We start from the raw sequence: 20289 nt of genomic DNA on the forward strand, positions 1-20289 counted from the left end.
ACGGCATAGTTTAATAAATAAATACCCAAGTCGATAGAAAAGTATAAGTGTTCCTCACTTTTCTATCAGACTTGGGTATTTTTATAATAAAAAATTGAGGATATAAAAAATGGGTGCTGACAAAAACTTGTCAGCACCCATTTTACGAACAAACAGCGTTTCATAAATAGCTTCTTAAAAACGAGACAGATAAACACAACATTCCGAAAAGTCATATTCATTCATCCGCACTATTATCAATAGCTGAACACTTTTGTCCGCCCTCAAAGCACCTATTTTAAAATGTTTAGGCTTTTTCTACGTTAGTCGCTTGAGGACCGCGGTCTGATTCTTCAACGTCGAAAGTCACTGCTTGACCTTCTTCTAAAGTTTTGAAACCGTCGCCTTGGATTGCTGAGAAATGTACGAATACATCGCTGCCGTCTTCACGTGAAATGAAGCCAAAACCTTTTTCTGCGTTAAACCATTTTACTGTACCATGTTCCATGGGTGAAAACCTCCTTGTGCTTTGCACAGATTGATGTGTAACGTTGTTGGCAAAGAATAGAGGTGACCCAAATGTTTCAACTTCTATCACTAAACCGCTAAACAAAATTACACTAATATTTTACACTTGCCTGATTTTTTTTGCAAGTCTGCTAATTCCACAAACCTTCTTCTCTTAAGCTAATGTATTCGCTACCGCCAATAACTAAATGATCCAGTAATTCAATCCCCATTAATTCCCCACACTCTTTTAAACGTTTTGTAAAAGCGATATCATTATGGGAGGGCGTAGGACTACCAGAAGGATGATTATGACAAATTACAATGCGAGCTGCCGCCACTTTAACTGCTGTTTTAAAGATTTCGCGTGGATGAGCAATCGATTGATTTAATGAACCAATAAAAATAGTTCTTTTTTGAATAATTTGATTTTTGGTATTTAAATAAATACAGAGTAAATGTTCTTGCTCATAATCCCGCATTTCTTCAGCAAGCATACATCCTAACTCGTAACTAGAAGAAACATGCCCCATTTTTAATTGATTGGATTTGCTGATGCGATGTCCTAATTCGATCATTGCCAAAAGTTCTATCGCCTTTACTTCGCCTATCCCACAAATCAGCATGAATTCTTGTAACTCGGCCGTTTTTAATTGATGCAAGTCGCCAAAAAAATTTAAAATTTCCGCCGCTAATTCAATAGTGGTGGCCTTTTTTGAACCGGTGCGTAAAATAATCGCTAGTAACTCTTGATCGGATAATGCACTGGCCCCTTTTTGCTTTAGTCTTTCTCGCGGTCGCGTATTTAGTGGCAATGTTTTTATTTTCATGAAAAAACTCCTTTACGTTCTTTTTAATAAAGTACGCAAAAGAGTCAAATAAATATTTAAGCTAAAAATTTAGGCACTTCATGTAATGAAGAGACGACTGCCACTGTCTTATTTTTTAAATCTGCATCTGGTGGCAGTAAATCCGGTACCATGATGACCGGAATTTCAGCACGATATGCTGCTAAAACACCATTTTGTGAATCTTCCAATACCAAGGTTTCTTCCTTTTTTGTCCCTAAAAGATTTTGTGCGGCTAAAAAAATTGCCGGATCTGGTTTTGCTTTTGGCACATCTTCAGCTGAGACAACAGTAGAAAAATAAGCTGTTAATTCTGCTTGTTCTAAGAGTTCATCAATTACTGCACGCTGATTACTAGAGGCGATCACCCACTTAATCTTGTTTGCTTTTAAATAAGTTAAAAGTTCCATAACGCCTGGTTTCAAAGTTGCCTTACCCTGGGCAAACAGCAGCCGTGTATTTTCATACGCTGCTTCAATAAAGGCTGTTACGGTGTCGACGCCAAATTTTTCATCAAATAATTCGTGATACCTCATAATAACTTCTTCATCTGAAATCCCCAATAAATTTAAATAAAGTTCCTTGTCATAAGGAAAACCAAAAGTATCAGCGGCGGCTTGCGCACCCGCATAATAAAGCTGCTCCGTATCAAAAATCAAACCATCCATATCAAAAATAACACCTTTAACTGACATGTGGACCTCCCATTTCCAATAATAAACTGCGTACTTCTGCCACAAAATACAGTGATCCTGTTACAAGTAACAGAGATTCATCATCCATTTTCTCTAAAATTTCAGCTAAGCCAAATTGCCATAAAGAAACAATGGAGACACGTTTTTCATCCACATTGACAAAATCATCATCCAATTTAATTGCCCGTGGATAATCAAAAGTTGTCAAATAAATATGACTATTTTTTAATTGCAATAATTCTTGCAGCATCTCAGCAACATTTTTGGTTTCTAATGCTGAAAATAAAATATGCAATTTGCGGTCACTAAATTCATTTTGAACTGATTCAACCAAGCGCTTCATGGCGTGAGTATTATGAGCGCCATCCAAAATAATAAAAGGTTCTGTGCTAAGCCGTTCCATACGAGCGGGCCAAAATGTCTTTTGCAGCGCCTTTTTGATTTCTTTTTCTTGCCAATTAATTTTATTTTGCTCACAGTATAATTGAAATAATTGAATGGCCACCCCTGCATTTTCGGGTTGATGACGACCAATCAAAGCTGTTTTTAAATGTTTCAATTTCCCATTTTGGTTACTAAAATCAAACCATTCTCCCCAATTATCGTCCGGGTGTAAATAATTTACCTGATATTCTTCCCCAAAACGGTAAATAGTTGAATGTTTCTTATCAGCGGTTTGTGTAATAACCCCTAATGCATTTTCTGGAATATTTCCCGTTACAACTGGCACATTTTCTTTAATAATGCCGGCTTTTTGCTCTGCAATTAACTCTAATGTATCCCCTAAAATTTCCGTATGATCATAACCAATGGTTGTAATAGCTGTTAGCATCGGTTCCACCACATTGGTAGAATCGAGTAAGCCGCCTAAACCTACTTCAATAATGGCAACATCCACTTTGCCAACAAAATAATCAAAAGCTAGTGCTGTCAGCACTTCAAATTCTGTAATGCCACTTACCGCTTCTTGTTGATCTAGTTTTTCAACTAAAGGTTGGTATTTATTTACAAGCAGGACCAATTCTTCATCAGTGATAAACTTGCCATCAATGGCAATTCGTTCGTGAAAACTTTCAATATAAGGTGAAGTGAAAGTTCCAACGACAATCCCTGCAGCTTGTAACATTTCCTTTAAATAGCTGATGGTTGAGCCTTTGCCATTCGTACCGGCAATATGAATTGTAGGCACTTTTTTTTCAGGATGACCAACTAAATCTAATAACGCCGCTACCCGTTGTAAACCCGGTCTTGAACCAAATGGTTTACGGCTGTGAATCCATTCAATCGCTTTACTTCCAGTATCTACCATTTTTACCACCTCACCGCTTCATTATAACAAACTCCCTTTACAAAGACAGAAAGAAATATTTCAAATTAAAGCGTTAGCTCATTTTCAGTAGAGCAGTTTGGGGACAAACAGGATGAATTTGCCACTTTCAACTAATCTAAACCGCTTAAAGCCGGTTACAATCTAAAAAAAGACCTGAGAAAATAAATTCTCAAGTCCTAATATTATCTTACTTATTTAATTGTCCGTAATTGTTCAATACGTTCAGCCACGGCTTTTTGTTTATCCAAATAATCGGCTTCTTTTTCTCGCTCTTCTGCTACAACTGCTTCAGGCGCATTTGCAACAAAGCGTTCATTGGCAAGTTTACCTTGCACCCGTTTTACTTCGCTGTTCCATTTTGCCAATTCTTTTTCCAAACGTTGCAATTCTTCATCAATATTGATTAAACCAGCTAGTGGCAAGTAAATTTTGGCCCCCGTTAAGACAGCTGACATTGCAAGTTCGGGTGCCTCGATTTCACCTGAAATCACTAGTTCTTCTGGATTACAGAAACGTTCAATATAATTTTTATTGGCAACTAAAAATTCATCGATTTCTTTATCCGTTGTATGAATCAATAATGTAACTGGTTTTGAAAGCGGTGTGTTGACTTCAGAACGAATATTTCGCACAGCCCGAATTAATTCAATCAGAAATTCCATGCCTTTCACAGCCGCAGCATCGTTAAATTCTTCATGAACAACCGGATAAGCAGCCGTTACTAGAGATTGACCTTCATGTGGTAATTTACTCCAAATTTCTTCTGTTACAAACGGCATAATAGGGTGTAAAAGACGTAAAATCTGATCTAATGTATAAACCAGGATACTCTTGTTCATTTGTTTAGAACCTTCGTCTTCACCGTATAACACTTCTTTACTCATTTCAATATACCAGTCACAGAAGTCATCCCAAATGAAATTATACAATTGTCTGCCCGCTTCCCCAAATTCAAAACGATCAAACAAGTCAGTGACTTTTTCAACTGTTTCATTTAAACGGGTTAAAATCCAACGATCCGCTACTGTTTTTTCGCCTTCTAATTGAATATCACGGGCAGTCATGCCTTCAACATTCATTAAAACAAAGCGAGAAGCATTCCAAATCTTATTGATAAAGTTCCAAGCTGCATCCATTTTTTCATAACTAAAGCGTACATCTTGGCCAGGCGCAGAGCCATTTGATAAGAACCAACGTAAAGCATCTGCACCGTATTTATCAATAACATCCATTGGATCAATCCCATTACCCAATGATTTACTCATTTTACGCCCTTGTTCATCCCGAATCAAACCGTGAATTAAAACGTTGTTAAATGGTCGTTCTCCAGTAAATTCCAAACTTTGGAAAATCATCCGACTCACCCAGAAGAAAATAATATCGTAGCCGGTAACTAAAGTATTGGTTGGGAAATACCGTTTATAGTCTTCACTGTTAGTATCAGGCCAGCCCATTGTTGAAAATGGCCATAAAGCAGAAGAAAACCACGTATCTAATACATCAGGATCTTGCACCCAGTTTTCGCTATCTACTGGCGCTTGCATGCCAACATACATTTCGCCTGTTTCTTTGTGGTACCACGCTGGAATTTGATGTCCCCACCAAAGTTGACGGGAAATAACCCAATCGTGTACATTATCCATCCAACGCAAGAAGGTTTGATTAAAACGTGGGGGATAAAAATCTACCGCGTCATCTGTGGCTTGATTTTCAATGGCTTCTTTGGCTAAAGGTGCCATCTTTACAAACCATTGTGTAGATAACCGGGGTTCAACCACAACGCCTGTTCGTTCCGAATGCCCAACATTATGGTTCATTTTTTCCACTTTAACTAAGCGTCCCATTTCTTTTAAATCCGAAACGATTAATTTTCTCGCTTCAAAACGATCCATCTCAGCATATTTTCCAGCTAATTCATTCATCGTACCGTCATCGTTCATGACATTTATTCGGGGTAAGTTATGACGATTGCCCACTTCAAAGTCATTGGGATCGTGGGCCGGTGTGATTTTTACTACTCCGGTACCAAATTCACGATCAACGTATTCATCAGCAATAATTGGAATTTCTTTATTTACTAGCGGTAAAGTAACAGTTTTTCCAATATATTCTTGGTAACGTTCATCATCTGGATGAACGGCTACCGCAGTATCACCTAACATGGTTTCTGGACGAGTAGTTGCAATTTCTAATTCTCCTGTCCCATCACTTAAAGGATACGTCATATGATAAAAGGCACCTTCAATATCTTTATGAATAACTTCAATATCCGATAATGCAGTGCGGGCTTGGGGGTCCCAGTTGATAATATATTCCCCACGATAAATTAAATCTTTTTCATACAAGGTAACAAAAACTTTGCGAACTGCTTCAGATAAGCCATCATCTAAAGTAAAACGTTCCCGGGAATAGTCTAAAGAAAGACCCATTTTTGCCCATTGTTGGCGAATATGATCCGCATATTCTTCTTTCCAGTCCCAAACATTCTCAACAAATTTTTCCCGCCCCAAATCATAACGAGAAATTCCTTGTTCCCGTAATTTTTCTTCTACTTTGGCTTGGGTTGCAATTCCGGCATGGTCCATCCCTGGTAACCATAAAGTATCAAAACCTTGCATTCTTTTTTGCCGAATAATCATGTCTTGCAACGTAGTATCCCAAGCATGACCAAGATGCAATTTTCCGGTTACATTTGGTGGTGGAATAACAATGGAGTAAGGTTTGGCCTTTTTATCGCCACTGGGTTTAAATAAATCTTCATCAAGCCACTTTTGATAGCGACCCGCTTCCACTTCTTGTGGATTGTACTTGGTTGATAAATTATCAGACATTTTTTTGCCTCCTTAAAATTCTTATCACGTTGTTCTTAAAAAACTACCTATTTGGTCTTACCACTGACTAAACACAAGCGTGGCGTAGAAACTTTTTACTTAAAAAACCACGACTAAAAACCAAAAAAGTCCTAAGATGCCAGCATCTTAGGACGTAAATTTACGCGGTACCACCTAATTTGTAGATTTCTCTACCTCTTAAGCGTGAGGTAACGATCACGAAACGTTTGATGAAACGAACTTGTCCCATCAAAGACTCCCAAGCTACCTTCACAAAACTTGCGTAGAAATCTCTCAGCTTTGATTCCCTCTCTCTAACGCAGTTTTTTGCTACTCCTCTTGTTCAACGTCTGGGCTTATTCTACAATGAAGATAAGTTGGTGTCAAATCAGATTTTTAGCGCAATTTTTTGGCGGCTGCCAAAGCTTTTGCATAATCAGGCTCTTGGCTAATTTCAGGGACGATTTCGCGATATTGAATGACGCCATTTTTATCCAAAACAAAAATTACCCGTGCATAGTGTTTGGTTTCATTAATAAGCAGATGATAATTTTCATTCAATGTATTTTCCGGATCGTGTAGCATCAGCATATCGACACCTTCTTGGCCACACCAAGCAGCTTGCTCCTCTTTTGTATTATCAGAAATTGTCGCAAAATTAATGTCTTTAAGCCGGCTGGCTTCCATATTAAAACGTTTTGTTTGAATGGCACAAACCCGCGTATCAATATCAGGTATAATGCTTAAAATCGTGGGTTTGCCTAAGAAATCCGTGACAGAATGCTTTTTATCATTTATATCTGCTAAGGAAAAATCAGGGGCCATATCCCCAACAGCTGGCTGAGTGCCGGGCAGTGTAACAGGTTGCCCTTTCTTGGTTAATTTCATATTATCCGCTCCTTTAATTGAGTAAAACAAATCTCGCCTACCTACTTGATTACCTTTAGTATAGAGAAGACCGGATAAAAAACCAAAGATACTGCTTAACTGTTTACCAGTGCTTTTTGATAATTTTGATCAAAGAAAATCAATGTTTGTAATTCCGTAGTGAGATCAATGTATTGCACATGAACATTACTAGGAACATCAACGCGGTCCGGGGCAAAATTTAAAATAGCCGTGATTCCCGCAGCTACCATTATATTCACGGCTTCTTGTGAATATTGACTTGGCACAGTGGAAATCGCCACCGTGACACACTTCTCTTTCACAATAGTGTCAAATTCTGCCATGCTATGAATTTTATGTCCATCAATAACTTGATCAACTAAATCTGGATTGTTATCAAAAACAGCCACAATATTTAAATTGCTATTCCGACGAAAATTGTTATTTGCTAACGCTTTACCCAAATTACCAAAACCCACCAGCGCAATTCGTTTTTCATCGTTCGTATCTAAAATACTGTTAAAAACCTCAATCAAATAACTGACATCATAGCCATATCCACTTCGACCCAATTCCCCTAAATGGGAAAAATCTCGCCGAATCGTTGCAGAAGGAACTTGGGTAATTTCTGCAAATTCTTTTGATTTAATTCTTTTTACACCAGAATCTTGTAGCATATTTAAATAGCGTAAGTACAAGGGTAAACGCTTAGCAGTTGCCTTAGGAATTTCTTTTAACTTACTATCTTCAACCATACTTGGCTCCTTTGTTCGTTTTTTCACATAGTTAGTTTATCATGCCCATGTGCCACTAGCAAGTTATTTAGTCGACAAAATCATTTATTGCTCATAATTTTAATAGTAAGACAAAATAAAAAGGAAAGCCGTAGCTCTCCTTTTTATCAGCGCCAAAAGTGATTAGACTTCTTCATTCACTTTAGATTTACGGTACCAGATGAATGCGCCACCCATTAATGCAACACCCACTACTAAGAATGCTACGATACCTGCACCACCGGTTGAAGGTAATACACCTTTTTTAATATTTTCAACGGTTTTTTGATGGGTAGGTGAGCTATCTTCTTCTAAATCTTTATACGTACCATGTGTAATTGTAAAATCTACTGGAGCAGTCAATGGTACATAATCTGCTTTTGGTGTCGTTTCATGAAGTTTGTAATCACCTTTTAATAAACCACGGATCGTTAATTTACCGCCTGTACCAGAAGTAATTTCAGTTGCTTTTTCTTTGCTTTCAGCAAAGCCTGCAAATACCCATTCTTTAGAAGTTGCATCTTGTGTGAAGTTCACAAATTTTTTCCCAGGCGCTTCAACTTTAAAGCCTACGCCTTCTAAAGTTTTTTCAGAGTTCTTGTCAATCTTCACAAAATGGTAACCACCAGTATAAGCATCTGGTCCTTCTAACTCATGTACTTCATTGTCAAAGTTTACCGTTGCTTCATTGGTTGCCGGATCATCTGGAAGGATTTCTTTTTCTACTGTCATTGTATAAGTGATTTTCAATGTTTCGCCAGCATACTTTGTCATTTCTTTCATATTAAATTCAATCATAAAACCATTTGTGTTATCGTTTTTAGTAATGCTATTTCCTGAAATCGTTCCTTTTTTATCCACAGTAACGGTATACAAAGTAGAATCTACAGTTGTAGCACCGGCTTTAACACTTACAATTTCTTTATACTTGAAACCATTCGTAGGAATATCATTTACAAAGAAATGAGTCAACGTTCCAATTTTATCTGGAATTGGAACATCAATATGATATTGTAATAAATCTCCAACCGCTACGTTTTTATATTCTTTGTCTCCAACTGTGATTGTTGGTAAATCTTTAGCACTTTCACCGTCGACGATTCCATCTAATCCCTTTTCCGCATCAGCAATAAGGTTTTTAGGATAAATATGAATGTCTGTTAATGTTTTTCCATCTTTATCCAATAATGGTAAAGAAACCACCATCGGAGCAGCTCGACCTACAACATTTTTAGGTTGCGCAGTTTCTACAAATAAGAAAACACTATCTTTATCTTTTCCATCAACAGTTGTTTTACCTGGTAGATTATCAAACTTAGCAATCCCATCTTCTCCGCCGACTGTTGCTGTTGTTTTAGTATCTGCTTTAGAGCCAAAATTAGTAAAATCAGTAAGTGTTTTTTCTTCTACGGTTACTGGTCCACCGCCATTTTGAATGGTAGTTGCAGCTGCCACAACTTTATTAATGGCTTCTTCGGCAGTTAATGGATTAGTTGCACGTGTAATCCACGGATAAACAAGAGCCGTAATATTATATGCTTCAAAAGTTACTTCATTTAAACCAGCGATTCCTTCAAATTGACTCATTTTTTCTCCGGTATTTTTTAGTGTTTCAGGCATAGTATCATATTTCTTTTTATGCAGAGTAATATCCACATTACCCTGAGTAGCAGCCCCTCCAACAATTCCTCCAACAAACAATGGCACTAACATCGTAATAATTGCCAACAGACCAAACAATTTCGATTTGTGTTTCATTTTGTTTCCCTCCCTTTTTCTTTTAGCTAGACTACATCATCTCTTCTTTTAGATTTCTAACCTAAATTAATCATATCAGAGGAAATTAGAGGGGGCAAAAGTTAGTCTAACAGCGCTTTATCAACCGGTTGGAGTGATTGTGTGTTTTTTTACAAACAAAAAAAGAGGCTAGAAGCCTCTTTCATCATTTTCTAATTGTTATTTAATTTTATCCAAATGTCATTTCAAGCAAAATCAAGGAAAAATCTTTTTAAGATTGATTGAAATTTCCATTATTTATCTTTTATAAACACCTTTTTACCAGTCCGGAAAAACGTTTGTAGCAGATCTTTTTCGTATTTTTTACTTATAATAAATCTGCAAATTCTGCTTCTTTTTTCTCAGTGGCATTGGGTGTGATTTCCTCTATTTTTAGACCACTTAAAGCTCGAGCAATCATACCATCAATATCTAATGCTTTCTCATAATGATGTACTTTATCTAAATTGGGCCGTGTTTTTGGTTGGGGTGGCGCAAAGATTGTACAGCAATCTTCAAATGGTTGGATGGCCAATTCAAAAGTATCAATGGCTTGAGCGATTTCAATAATTTCCAATTTATCCATCGTCACAACAGGACGAATGATTGGTGTTGGCGTCACTTCATTAATGGCCACCATACTTTGTAACGTTTGCGAAGCGACTTGTCCTAATGATTCGCCGTTAATGATGACTAAACCATTACGCGCTTCACGAATTGCATCTGTTAAACGTAACATCATGCGCCGTGTCAAAGTCATCCAGTAACCTTGTGGAACATTGTTTTTGATTTCTTCTTGAATTTCTGTGAAAGGCACTTCAATAAATTGAATATTTCCCACATAAGGTGTTAATTTTTCGGTTAAATCTTTAGCTTTTTGCAAGGCTTGTTCACTTGTATAAGGTGGACTGGCAAAGTGGACTGCTTCAATTTCAACACCACGTTTCATTGCTAAATAGCCTGCGACAGGTGAGTCGATTCCACCTGAGAGCATCAACATCCCTTTGCCGCTGGTTCCTACTGGTAAGCCGCCTGCTCCTTTAATCGTTTCATAGGACAAATAGACACCATCCAAACGAATTTCCACTCGTAAATTAATATCCGGCATTTTCATTTGAACTTTGATATCAGGATACAAAGAAAAGACATAACTGCCCAATGTTTGATTTAGTTCATTACTGGTTAATTCAAAATCATGATCAGAACGTTTGGCATTAATTTTAAATGTTTCATTTCCCGTATAAGCGTAAGCCATAATTTCAGCTATTCCAGCTTTAATTGCTGCTAGATTTTTTTCAACTCGTAAACTCGGGGAAAAATTTTGAATACCAAAAACTTTTTGCAAGCGTGCAATAACTGGTTGGCTATCTTCGCCATTTAATAAAATGTGCATGCGATCGCGTTGGGCATCGATTTTTAAGTTAGGATAGGCTGCCAGTGCCCCTTTGACATTATCTGCTAATTGCCGGATAAAACTGCGACGATTTTTTCCCTTAGTGGAAAGCTCACCATATCGCACCATAATCTCTGTGTAATTCACTTTAAAACTCCTGTCTATTAATTAATTTTGCTAAATTTCTGATACAACTGATGAAAGACAATTAAAAATTGTTCGACTTCAGCCATAGTATTATTTTCATCTAAGCTAACCCGAATAGCCGTTGTGGCTAGAGTAGCAGGAACATTCATCGCATGCAGGGTGCTGCTTTCTACATGTTTACGGCTAGAGCATGCACTGGTTGTAGAGACAAAGATTTGTTTTTCTTCCAAAGCATGGACCAAAACCTCTCCCCGAATATCTTTAATACCAAAACATAAAATATGGGGGGCATAATTTTTATCGCCACTAAAAATAGTTACTTTTTCATATTTTGCTAAAGCTTCATACAAATATTGGCGTAATGTCGCCACATGCTCTGGTCGCTCCGCTTTTTTTTCCAGTGTTAAGCGTAACGCTTTAGCGGTGGCAACGATACCCGGTACATTTTCGGTGCCACTGCGCTGATTGTTCTCTTGGCCGCCACCAGTTAGTAATGGCGCGATTCGTCGGCCTTTGCGCCAAAAAATAAAACCCACTCCCCGAGGGCCATGAAATTTATGAGCTGAAAAAGTAGCAAAGTCCACCCGTGGCGTAAGCCATTTTTCTTGTGCTACTTTTCCAACAGCTTGGACAGCATCCACGTGAAAATGAATTTTGGGATAATCAGCTAATACAGCACTAATCGCTTCAATTGGCTGAACTGCACCTACTTCATTATTCACCGCCATCACAGAAACCAAAATGGTGTCTTTGCGAATTAATTCTTTTAGTTTAGCAACATCAACTAAACCATCTTTACCTACTGGTGCCACACTGACATCAAAGCCATTTTCCGCTAACTGAGCGGCGGTTTCACTCACTGCTGGATGTTCTACACTGGAAATAATAATATGACGCCCAAATTCCTTTTTATCAATAGCGGTGCCTTTTAAAACCCAATTGTCGCCTTCAGTGCCGCCAGAAGTAAAATAAATTTCACTTGTATCTACCGTTAGTAAATCCGCAATTTGCTTACGAGCTTGTTGCAATAAGCGATTAGCTTGGTTGCCTAAATCGTGTAAACTGGAGGGATTACCGATAACACGTTGACTCGTCTTCATATATGCATCCAATGCAAGGGGCGCAATCGCCGTAGTTGCACTGTTATCAAAATAAATCATGAAAAAACTCCCCTTCTCAAATTCTTTCCTATTATAAACGGACAGCGGCTTTGTTTCAAGGTAACGTACTTTATGTTTTTATAAAGGTGAATTTTTTGACCAACAAAAAAAGCGAGCCCACCTGGACTCGCTTTTACTTAGACTAAATCACGATTCTTAAAGTAGAAGTTTTCAATTCGCTTGAATGCCCCTGGTTCAACACGTTCTAAGGCGGCACCAATTTCATCTAACGCATCTTGGTAACGATATTCCTTATTAAACAGTTCTAACGCACCTTCAATTGCTGCTTTAATTTCAGCATGAGAATGACGGTAACGGTTCGCATATTGCATCATTTGTTCCGTTAAGGCTGCTGCGTCGACTAAGTCATGCGTTCGTGTGTCTAACTCTTTAATGTCAGACTCACAGTTTTTCATGATCTTATTTACATCTTCCATGTTCACGCGAATTTTATTTAAGGCTTTGCCTAAATCTTCCACGCGGTCTGTTGCCATGAAGAAAAATTCTAAATAATCATTTGGTAAACCTGGTAAGCGTTGTTTTTCAACGAAGCGTTTTAAGTTACGTAATTGAAATTCAAATTGTTCCACTTTTTCTTGGGCAACTTTTTCACCCTTACGTAATTCTCTTAACTCATTATCAATTTCAACTTGTTGATTTTCCAAATCATCTAAAATTTTATAAGCATCTTTGTAAAAAGCTTGAATTTCAGAGAATGGAATTTCATGAGCTTCCATTTTTGGTTCTAAATCTTTGTTACGTTTTGTCAGTTCGTCAATTTCACTTTGGAAACCTCGAACCCGACCTAATTCATTGTGATTCAAAGTATAGCTTTGCGCTGTATGGTCAATTTCAATCATTAATTGATGATTGTTGCGATGAGCATGGGTGATATAATCGGCAATCACTGGTTTGTTTTTAACGACATAACGACGTGCATTAATTTCACGTTCCATCACAGTATAAAGTGAATCAATACCGCTTGCAGTGTCACGATTTGCAACTTCAACCGTATCTACTTCTGTTTTTTCTAAGTCGCCCATTGAAGTTTCTACGCGTTTTTTCACACGATCAATTTCTGCTTGGAAATTTTCTTCTGGAAAAACGTAATGATCTTCTAAAAGTTTTTTGTAGCCATCTTGAATTTCTTTTAACTGATCTGGGAAAGTCTTGTTTAATTCTTCGTAAGCTGCTGGAATTCGTTTCATGCGATCTTCTAATTCATAAGTATGTTGTTCCGCATTTTCTAAGACTTCACGGGCTTCCACTGGATCACCAGATGTATTTAATGTAACAAACTGAGTAAATTCGATTTCGATATTTTTGATTTGCTTTTGCAATTCTGAATAAGCTGGACCAAATTCTTCTCCTTGCTCTCGCAAGTTTTTCTTCAAGTCTTCGTAAATATCCAACGCTTTTTGTACTTCTAATGAATTACGTTCTTCACTTTCACGTAGCTCTTTTAGGCCAGCGCGAATTTGTTCCACTTCTTTTTCCATCGTATCCATGGTTTGTTCTGCATCTGCAATTGCATTTTTAGCTTTAAAAAAGCGGAATGTTTCATTTAAGCTTTCCACTTCAAAAATCTGACTTTCAAGTTCAGCAAAAGAAGAAGTAGAGATATCATTCCATTTTTGATTCCATTCCCGGAAAGTATTTTGGCTTTGACCAACCAAATGCATTTTTTTAACATCGTCAACTTCTTCTAAGACCGGTAGATCAAAAAGCTGCTCCCTACGATCTTCTAGTGCTTGTAAGCGTTCCTGATTTTTCTTTCTCATGAAATAACTGATCAGATACAAGATCGCTGCCACAACAATAATGGCGATGACTATTCCAATGACTACATTACTACTTCCCATTGATGGTTCCTCCACTTTCAAAATAAATATCAGTATCATATGCTGCATGGCAGCTTTTTTTCTTATCTAAAATACTATGTTTTTCTACTATAGTATTGAAAAATGACAGTTCAGTCCAGAAGACATCTACGCTAGATTATAACACAAAGAAAAAAGACTGGCACTAAAGAATAGCAAAATCTTTACAATTTTTTTCAGAAGCCGATTTTCACAAGCGCCGGTTAAAAAAACTCTTTATAAACTCTTAAAAACCTTTTTAACTACCAAAGTTTGTGATTCCTTTATCAATAACCCTTGCTTTTTTTTATAGATTTTTGTACCCTTATAAGAAATAATCGCAGCGTATACCAGTAAAATCGATTTTGATTGGTTAGTAAAATCGAATTTTTCCGCTGCTAAAAAAGATCTGTAAAACCTTAGCGGCTAATGGTTCCTCTCGCTATGAAAACTGCAAAAAAAGGAGATACTATTATGAAAGTAGTGAAATTTGGCGGAAGCTCACTGGCCTCTGCTCAGCAAGTTCAAAAAGTCATCGCAATTATTGCAGATGACCCAACCAGAAAATTCGTGGTAGTATCTGCACCTGGCAAACGAGACAAAGAAGATACAAAAGTAACAGATCACCTCATTGCACTTTATGATGCCAAAATAAAAGGCAAAGAGGTACAGGATTTGATCTCTACGATTGCAAAACGCTATGCTGCCATTGCAAAATCATTTCATGTCGATGAAAAAATTATGGTGGATATTACTAATCATTTAGAAAAATTAGCTGATCTTCCTGTAGAAGGAAACGAATTTTTGAAAGATGAAATTGTCGCCAGTGGGGAAGATAATAACGCCAAGTTAATTGCAGGCATCTTACAAGCACAAGGAATAAACGCACGCTATGTAAATCCTAAAGATTTTGGCATCATCGTCTCCAGTGAACCAGGAAACGCCCGCATCTTATTTAAAGCTTACCAAAAAATGAAAAAATGGGCAGATACTCAAGATGTTTTAATCATCCCCGGTTTCTTTGGTTATACCGAAGGCGGCCAAGTGTGTACTTTCTCCCGTGGCGGCTCAGATATTACCGGTTCCATTGTAGCAGCCGGTGTAAAAGCTGAATTATATGAAAACTTTACTGATGTTGATGGCATTTACGCGGCCCATCCTGGCTATATTCACAAACCGGAAATTATTAAAGAATTAACATATCGGGAAATGCGGGAATTAGCTTACGCTGGTTTTACTGTTTTTCATGATGAAGCTCTGATGCCGTCTTATCGGGCAAAAATTCCCGTGGTGATTAAAAATACGAATAATCCCCACTGTCAAGGTACAAAAATTACCACAACACGGGATGCAACCGATAATCCTGTCGTAGGTATTGCCAGTGATGAGGGCTTTACGATGATTTATATTAATAAATATCTTATGAATAGAGAGATTGGTTTTACGCGTCGTGTTTTGAGTATTTTAGAAGATTTTGGTTTGAGCTATGAACATATGCCATCTGGAATTGATGATATTTCAATCATTTTGCGAGCCAATCAATTGGATAAAACACTAGAAGAAGAACTTTTACGTACCTTGGCTTATGAGATTGACCCTGATGAATTACGCATCACCCATGATCTTTCCATGATTATGGTAGTAGGTGAAGGTATGCGGCAACGCGTGGGTTGTACAGCGGATAGTACCGCTGCTTTAGCCCGCAAAAAAATCAACTTGGAAATGATTAACCAAGGCTCTTCTGAAGTTAGTATCATGTTTGGCATTCATAAAGAACAAGAAAAACTCGCCATTCGTACATTGTATTATACTTTCTTTGATTAAACCTAACCCAAAAAAAGGTAGCCCACTTGAATTAACTTTCAAGCTGGGCTATCTTTTTTTGTCGTTTCAATTCTGCTGCAATTTTTGCCTCTGGTGCATACTTTTCTTGCCAACTCGCTGGTTTTAATACTTTATTGGTTACCGGATCATAATGTGGTTGTCCATCTGGAAAAAGTTTATTCATATTGGCATCATGCACAATTGTCATAATCGGTTCTGGATCAATTCCCATTAAAGCAAATGAACCATAGGTTAAATAAAGTAAGTCCACTAAGGCATCCACTTGTCCTACTAAAGGATCCGCGGCTATTTGATCACGTCGTTTGCTTAAAACTTTTTGAACAGCAACATCCATTTCTTCATGCAATTTTTTAATCGCTTCGAAAAATTCTGCTTCTTCATTGGCACTCTCATATAAAAATTCGACTAACTCTTCCATTTTAAAGGCCGCCCGAAATGTTGCCTCTTTGGCAGAAAAAGCGGTCGGTTTTTTCGGAATGCGTGCATCAAAAATTTGATGAAATTCTTTAGCCATCTCATAGGGTTTTGCCATCTACTTTAACTCCTCTAACCTGCTACTATTTTTTTATTTAATCAAATAATATGATAATAGCGTAATGCTTGTGCGATACCATTGTGGTTATTGCTATCAGTGACATAACTAGCCGCTTCTTTTGTGATTCGTTTGGCATTACCCATCGCCACGCCAATGCCCACTCCTTTCAGCATGGAGATATCATTGTAATGATCCCCAAAAGCCATCGCTTCAGATGGTGCAATCCCCTTGTGTTGCAAAAAGACTTCGATGCCTTTTAACTTGGATCCACCTTTGGGAACGATATCGACTGAAAAAGAATTGGAGCGATGAAAACCACAATCGGGCAACTCTTTTTTCAACAGGTCTGTTTCGGATTCAGGGCTTAACATCATACATTGGTAAATAGGTTGATTCAAAATGCTCATTTTTTCGTAATGATCATCTTTTTTATAAAAACTGACAAGCTGCATCACATTTTGCATCGTTTTAACCGGAAATCGACGCGGAATAAACCGTGCTAACCGCTGGACAACAGCAGACTGCCCCAAACGCATCAAGCGACTGCCTGCTACTTGGTTACGGGTGCCAAAATTAATCGAACGGTTATGGGCATCAGCAAACTGCGTTACCTGCTCTAAAACTGCAGGCTTGAAAGATTGCGCAAAGATAGTCTGCTTTGGCGTGTAAACTAACTGTCCATTATAAGTCACAAACATATCCAATCCCACGTCTTCTAAGAGCTCTTTTACTTTGACTGGATCGCGACCAGTGGCTACTCCCACGTAAATATTTTTAGCTTGCGCTTGTTTGATTGCTGCTTTGGTACTGGGCAAAACTTTTCCATTATCGGCTAAAAGTGTACCATCTATATCAAAAAAAATTGCTTTAATCATATTCTTTTCCTTTTCATTTTGCTACGTTTTAGTTTACCACAAAGCCTAGACAAAACACTATTTTCTAAAATGAAAATATTTTTTCTCTCTAGTTTATCGCCTCGCAATCCGCTACAATAAACACTATAAATCTTATTCCTATTTCAAAATATGAAAGGAAATGAAGTATGAAAAAATTACTTGTCTTGCACACAGGCGGAACGATTGCCATGAAAGAAGATCATTTAACCGGTGGTGTGAGTCCTGATGTCGCTAATCCTTTAATGGATGCCAATTTAGAAATTCCCGCTGAGATTGAATTAGTGGTGGAAGATATTTTCAATTTACCTAGCCCACACGTCACACCTGTTGAAATGCTGCAGCTAAAAGAACGCATTCAAGATGCGAAACTTAGTGGCTGTGACGGCGTTGTCATTACCCATGGGACTGATACATTAGAAGAAACAGCTTTTTTCCTTGACACTACGATTGGGAGCTTGTTGCCGATTGTTCTTACCGGTGCGATGCGTTCTAGTAACGAGCTTGGCAGCGACGGGCTTTACAATTTTATTACTGCCATTCGGGTAGCCGCTTGTGATGAGGCCAAAGGAAAAGGAGTTTTGGTGGTAATGAATGATGAAATTCATTCAGCGCGTTACGTGACCAAAACGCATACGACCAATGTAGCAACTTTTCGCACACCGACATTAGGGCCGGTTGGTCTTGTTACCAAAAGCCGTATTATTTTTATGCAGGAAGTTTTGCCCACGGTGCACATTGATGTCGATAGGGTTGATGGTATGATTCCAATCGTAAAAGCATACGCGGGGATGCATGGCGATTTATTTGAAGCGTTAGCCCAAAGTAAGATTGACGGCCTAGTCATTGAAGCATTAGGGGCAGGTAATTTACCACCTGACACCATCCCGCCCTTAAAAAAATTATTAGCACAAAAAGTCCCCATCGTTTTAGTTTCCCGCTGTTTTAATGGCATTGCGGAAGCTGTTTATGATTATGAAGGCGGGGGCGCGCAATTACAAAAGATGGGAATTATTTTTGCCAATAGTATCAACTCGCAAAAAGCTCGCTTAAAGTTGCTCATTGCCAAAAATCGTCAGCTAACAGTGCCTGAGTTAAAAGCATTTATTGAAAGATAACTATTCTTTTTAATCTTAAAGGTGAACGTGGCTATTTCGCACGTCAATAAAAATGGCTGTGACAAAAGACTTGTCACAGCCATTTTTATTAATTATTTTATGTCCCATAAAATATTTGCTTCACAGTAAAGTTGGTCGCCAATTTTAATTTCATGACGACTTTCAGTACCACTATCTTCAATAACTTCAAAATGGCTCATCACTTCATTGCCGTACTCCACCTCTTTATCAAAGCGAATATTCACTTCACGGGGGACATGCGTCGTTAGAAAATCAAAACCTAATACATCAATCATCCAATTGAAATACATGGCATTATTGACATGCTGATTACTATCAATATCATAAAATCTTACCCGATAAGGTAAGCTTTCTCCAGCTGAAATTTTGGTGATTGCTTTAAAGCGTTTAATACGTTTGATTTTTTCACTTTCAAAAGGTGCTATGATTTCTTCTGGTACACTCGCCATTTTGCGATTTTTCATATCCATTAGGACAAAGACCGATTCAATCCTTAACAGTTCGTGACCATCTTCATCGTGAAACCAAAAATTGCGATAGCAAAAATACTTGTTGTACTCCATTGCTTGCGTAGTAATTTGAATTTTTTCGCCAACTTTTGGCAAACGCTCAATTTGAAAATGATAATTGGTAATGACCCAAGTTAAGCCAAAGCTATGAATAAAATCAGCACTACGATTTAACATATCGCTTTGTTCTTCAGATGTCTTAATTGCCACGCCAATCATAGCTGGAAATGTCATCGTTTGATTCACGTCACATTCATAGTATGCTACTTCATGATCGCGGGTATACTTTACTGCCACAAAAATTCCTCCTAAATTTGCTACCTCACTTCGGTTAGCTAAAACGTTGCAAAATCTCATCAACTTGCCCACCATAGCTTTCGCCAAATTGATTTAAATGAACAAGTAAATAATAGAGTTGATAAACAGGCTGACGCTGCTCCCATCCTGTTGGCAGTGGAAATAAATCGTGATAAGTTTGGAAAAATTCCTCTCGAAAACCCCCGAAAAGCTGGGCCATCGCGATATCCATCTCCCGATCGCCATAAGAAACAGCCGGATCAATCAAAACAGGCTGACCTTTTTGATCAAAGAAATAATTGCCACTCCAAAAATCGCCATGCAATAAACTAGCTGCAACTTCCCGATCTTGCCATTTGGCATAGATTTTTTCTTTTAACCGTAAGTATCGCTCTTCACGGACTGGACTCCATACATTATGCAACTTTGCTAATTCCACTTGCACATCCAAACGACAGGTTAAAAAATAATTCACCCAATTATTCGTTTGCGCATTCACCTGGGGTAAAATCCCAATATAATTATCTTCATAAAAACCAAATAGTTCTTGAGTGTGATGATGAAGCGTACTTAAAGTAGCTGCCAGTTCTTCTTGGCTACCATCTCCTGGTTCAATCCACTCCATGACTAAATAAGAACCCTCACCCGTTTGTCCCCAATTATAAACTTGCGGAACACGGACAAAATCAGCTAATTCTTTGAGGCCATTAATCTCAGCTTGAAAAAATGTCTGGTCGATCCCCGGGTGAAACTTCAAAAAATAATTGTTTTCATCGGTTACGATACGGTAGGTTTGATTCACATCGCCACCGACAATAGGAATGGCTTTGCCTTCAAGTGCTAGTGAAGCTAAGATTTCTTTTGGTAACATCTTCATCCCTCCTT

General features: G+C 37.9%; 17 protein-coding genes and 1 other annotated feature. Of the genes, 2 read left to right on the forward strand and 15 right to left on the reverse strand.

All coding sequences use genetic code 11. The annotated features are described in order from the left end of the window. Nucleotides 1–286: 286 nt before the first annotated feature. The 11 genes from RK01_RS07575 to ezrA form a co-directional block, all read right to left on the reverse strand. A complete protein-coding gene (locus RK01_RS07575) occupies nucleotides 287–487 on the reverse strand; it encodes a cold-shock protein (RefSeq protein ID WP_016172708.1) in 201 nt (66 codons plus the stop codon). 151 nt (nucleotides 488–638) lie between these two features. Further along, a complete protein-coding gene (gene radC / locus RK01_RS07580; protein WP_016172709.1) occupies nucleotides 639–1316 on the reverse strand; it encodes a RadC family protein in 678 nt (225 codons plus the stop codon). Nucleotides 1317–1372: 56 nt separating this feature from the next. After that, nucleotides 1373–2029, reverse strand: a complete 657-nt coding sequence (locus RK01_RS07585; protein ID WP_016172710.1) for an HAD family hydrolase — start codon at nucleotides 2027–2029, stop codon at nucleotides 1373–1375. Beyond that, entirely contained in the window at nucleotides 2019–3338 is a 1320-nt protein-coding gene (locus RK01_RS07590; RefSeq protein ID WP_016172711.1) for a bifunctional folylpolyglutamate synthase/dihydrofolate synthase, read from the reverse strand. Before RK01_RS07590 ends, RK01_RS07585 begins: the two co-directional genes overlap by 11 nt. Nucleotides 3339–3550: 212 nt before the next feature. Then, complete coding sequence (locus RK01_RS07595; protein WP_016172712.1) at nucleotides 3551–6190, reverse strand: valine--tRNA ligase; 2640 nt, start codon at nucleotides 6188–6190, stop codon at nucleotides 3551–3553. Nucleotides 6191–6335: 145 nt separating this feature from the next. Continuing rightward, nucleotides 6336–6546 (reverse strand) — a binding site (T-box leader). Between the two features lie 40 nt (nucleotides 6547–6586). Further along, a complete protein-coding gene (tpx, locus tag RK01_RS07600) occupies nucleotides 6587–7078 on the reverse strand; it encodes a thiol peroxidase (protein ID WP_016172713.1) in 492 nt (163 codons plus the stop codon). A gap of 95 nt (nucleotides 7079–7173) precedes the next feature. After that, on the reverse strand, nucleotides 7174–7833 hold the full coding sequence (locus RK01_RS07605) for a redox-sensing transcriptional repressor Rex (RefSeq protein WP_016172714.1): 660 nt from the start codon (nucleotides 7831–7833) through the stop codon (nucleotides 7174–7176). Nucleotides 7834–7995: 162 nt separating this feature from the next. After that, nucleotides 7996–9609 (reverse strand): SpaH/EbpB family LPXTG-anchored major pilin, encoded by a 1614-nt coding sequence (locus RK01_RS07610; protein ID WP_016172715.1) that lies wholly within the window; start codon nucleotides 9607–9609, stop codon nucleotides 7996–7998. Between the two features lie 346 nt (nucleotides 9610–9955). Continuing rightward, on the reverse strand, nucleotides 9956–11167 hold the full coding sequence (thiI, locus tag RK01_RS07615) for a tRNA uracil 4-sulfurtransferase ThiI (RefSeq protein ID WP_016172716.1): 1212 nt from the start codon (nucleotides 11165–11167) through the stop codon (nucleotides 9956–9958). 17 nt (nucleotides 11168–11184) lie between these two features. Then, the gene (locus RK01_RS07620) at nucleotides 11185–12327 is read right to left on the reverse strand and encodes a cysteine desulfurase family protein (protein ID WP_016172717.1); all 1143 of its coding nucleotides are present in this window, start codon (nucleotides 12325–12327) and stop codon (nucleotides 11185–11187) included. A 137-nt stretch (nucleotides 12328–12464) separates the two neighbouring features. Continuing rightward, a complete protein-coding gene (ezrA, locus tag RK01_RS07625) occupies nucleotides 12465–14189 on the reverse strand; it encodes a septation ring formation regulator EzrA (protein ID WP_016172718.1) in 1725 nt (574 codons plus the stop codon). 471 nt (nucleotides 14190–14660) lie between these two features. Between ezrA and RK01_RS07630 the strand changes: the two genes are divergently transcribed. After that, nucleotides 14661–16010, forward strand: a complete 1350-nt coding sequence (locus RK01_RS07630) for an aspartate kinase (RefSeq protein WP_016172719.1) — start codon at nucleotides 14661–14663, stop codon at nucleotides 16008–16010. A 31-nt stretch (nucleotides 16011–16041) separates the two neighbouring features. Here RK01_RS07630 and RK01_RS07635 read toward each other — a convergent pair whose 3' ends face one another. Beyond that, complete coding sequence (locus RK01_RS07635) at nucleotides 16042–16563, reverse strand: pyrophosphohydrolase domain-containing protein (RefSeq protein ID WP_016172720.1); 522 nt, start codon at nucleotides 16561–16563, stop codon at nucleotides 16042–16044. 41 nt (nucleotides 16564–16604) lie between these two features. Continuing rightward, nucleotides 16605–17441, reverse strand: coding sequence for a Cof-type HAD-IIB family hydrolase (locus RK01_RS07640; protein ID WP_016172721.1), 837 nt, complete (start codon nucleotides 17439–17441; stop codon nucleotides 16605–16607). A 167-nt stretch (nucleotides 17442–17608) separates the two neighbouring features. Between RK01_RS07640 and RK01_RS07645 the strand changes: the two genes are divergently transcribed. Continuing rightward, nucleotides 17609–18577 carry an asparaginase gene (locus RK01_RS07645; RefSeq protein WP_016172722.1) on the forward strand — a complete coding sequence of 323 codons (969 nt, stop codon included), beginning with the start codon at nucleotides 17609–17611 and terminating at the stop codon, nucleotides 18575–18577. A gap of 92 nt (nucleotides 18578–18669) precedes the next feature. On the opposite strand, the gene RK01_RS07650 is transcribed toward RK01_RS07645, so the two are convergent. Both RK01_RS07650 and RK01_RS07655 read right to left on the reverse strand, forming a co-directional pair. Next, entirely contained in the window at nucleotides 18670–19404 is a 735-nt protein-coding gene (locus RK01_RS07650) for an acyl-ACP thioesterase domain-containing protein (protein ID WP_034864791.1), read from the reverse strand. Nucleotides 19405–19438: 34 nt separating this feature from the next. Beyond that, nucleotides 19439–20275, reverse strand: coding sequence for a fructosamine kinase family protein (locus RK01_RS07655; RefSeq protein WP_016172724.1), 837 nt, complete (start codon nucleotides 20273–20275; stop codon nucleotides 19439–19441). Nucleotides 20276–20289 lie beyond the last annotated feature (14 nt).

This window comes from Enterococcus dispar ATCC 51266, assembly GCF_000406945.1.
Classification (GTDB): domain Bacteria; phylum Bacillota; class Bacilli; order Lactobacillales; family Enterococcaceae; genus Enterococcus_C; species Enterococcus_C dispar.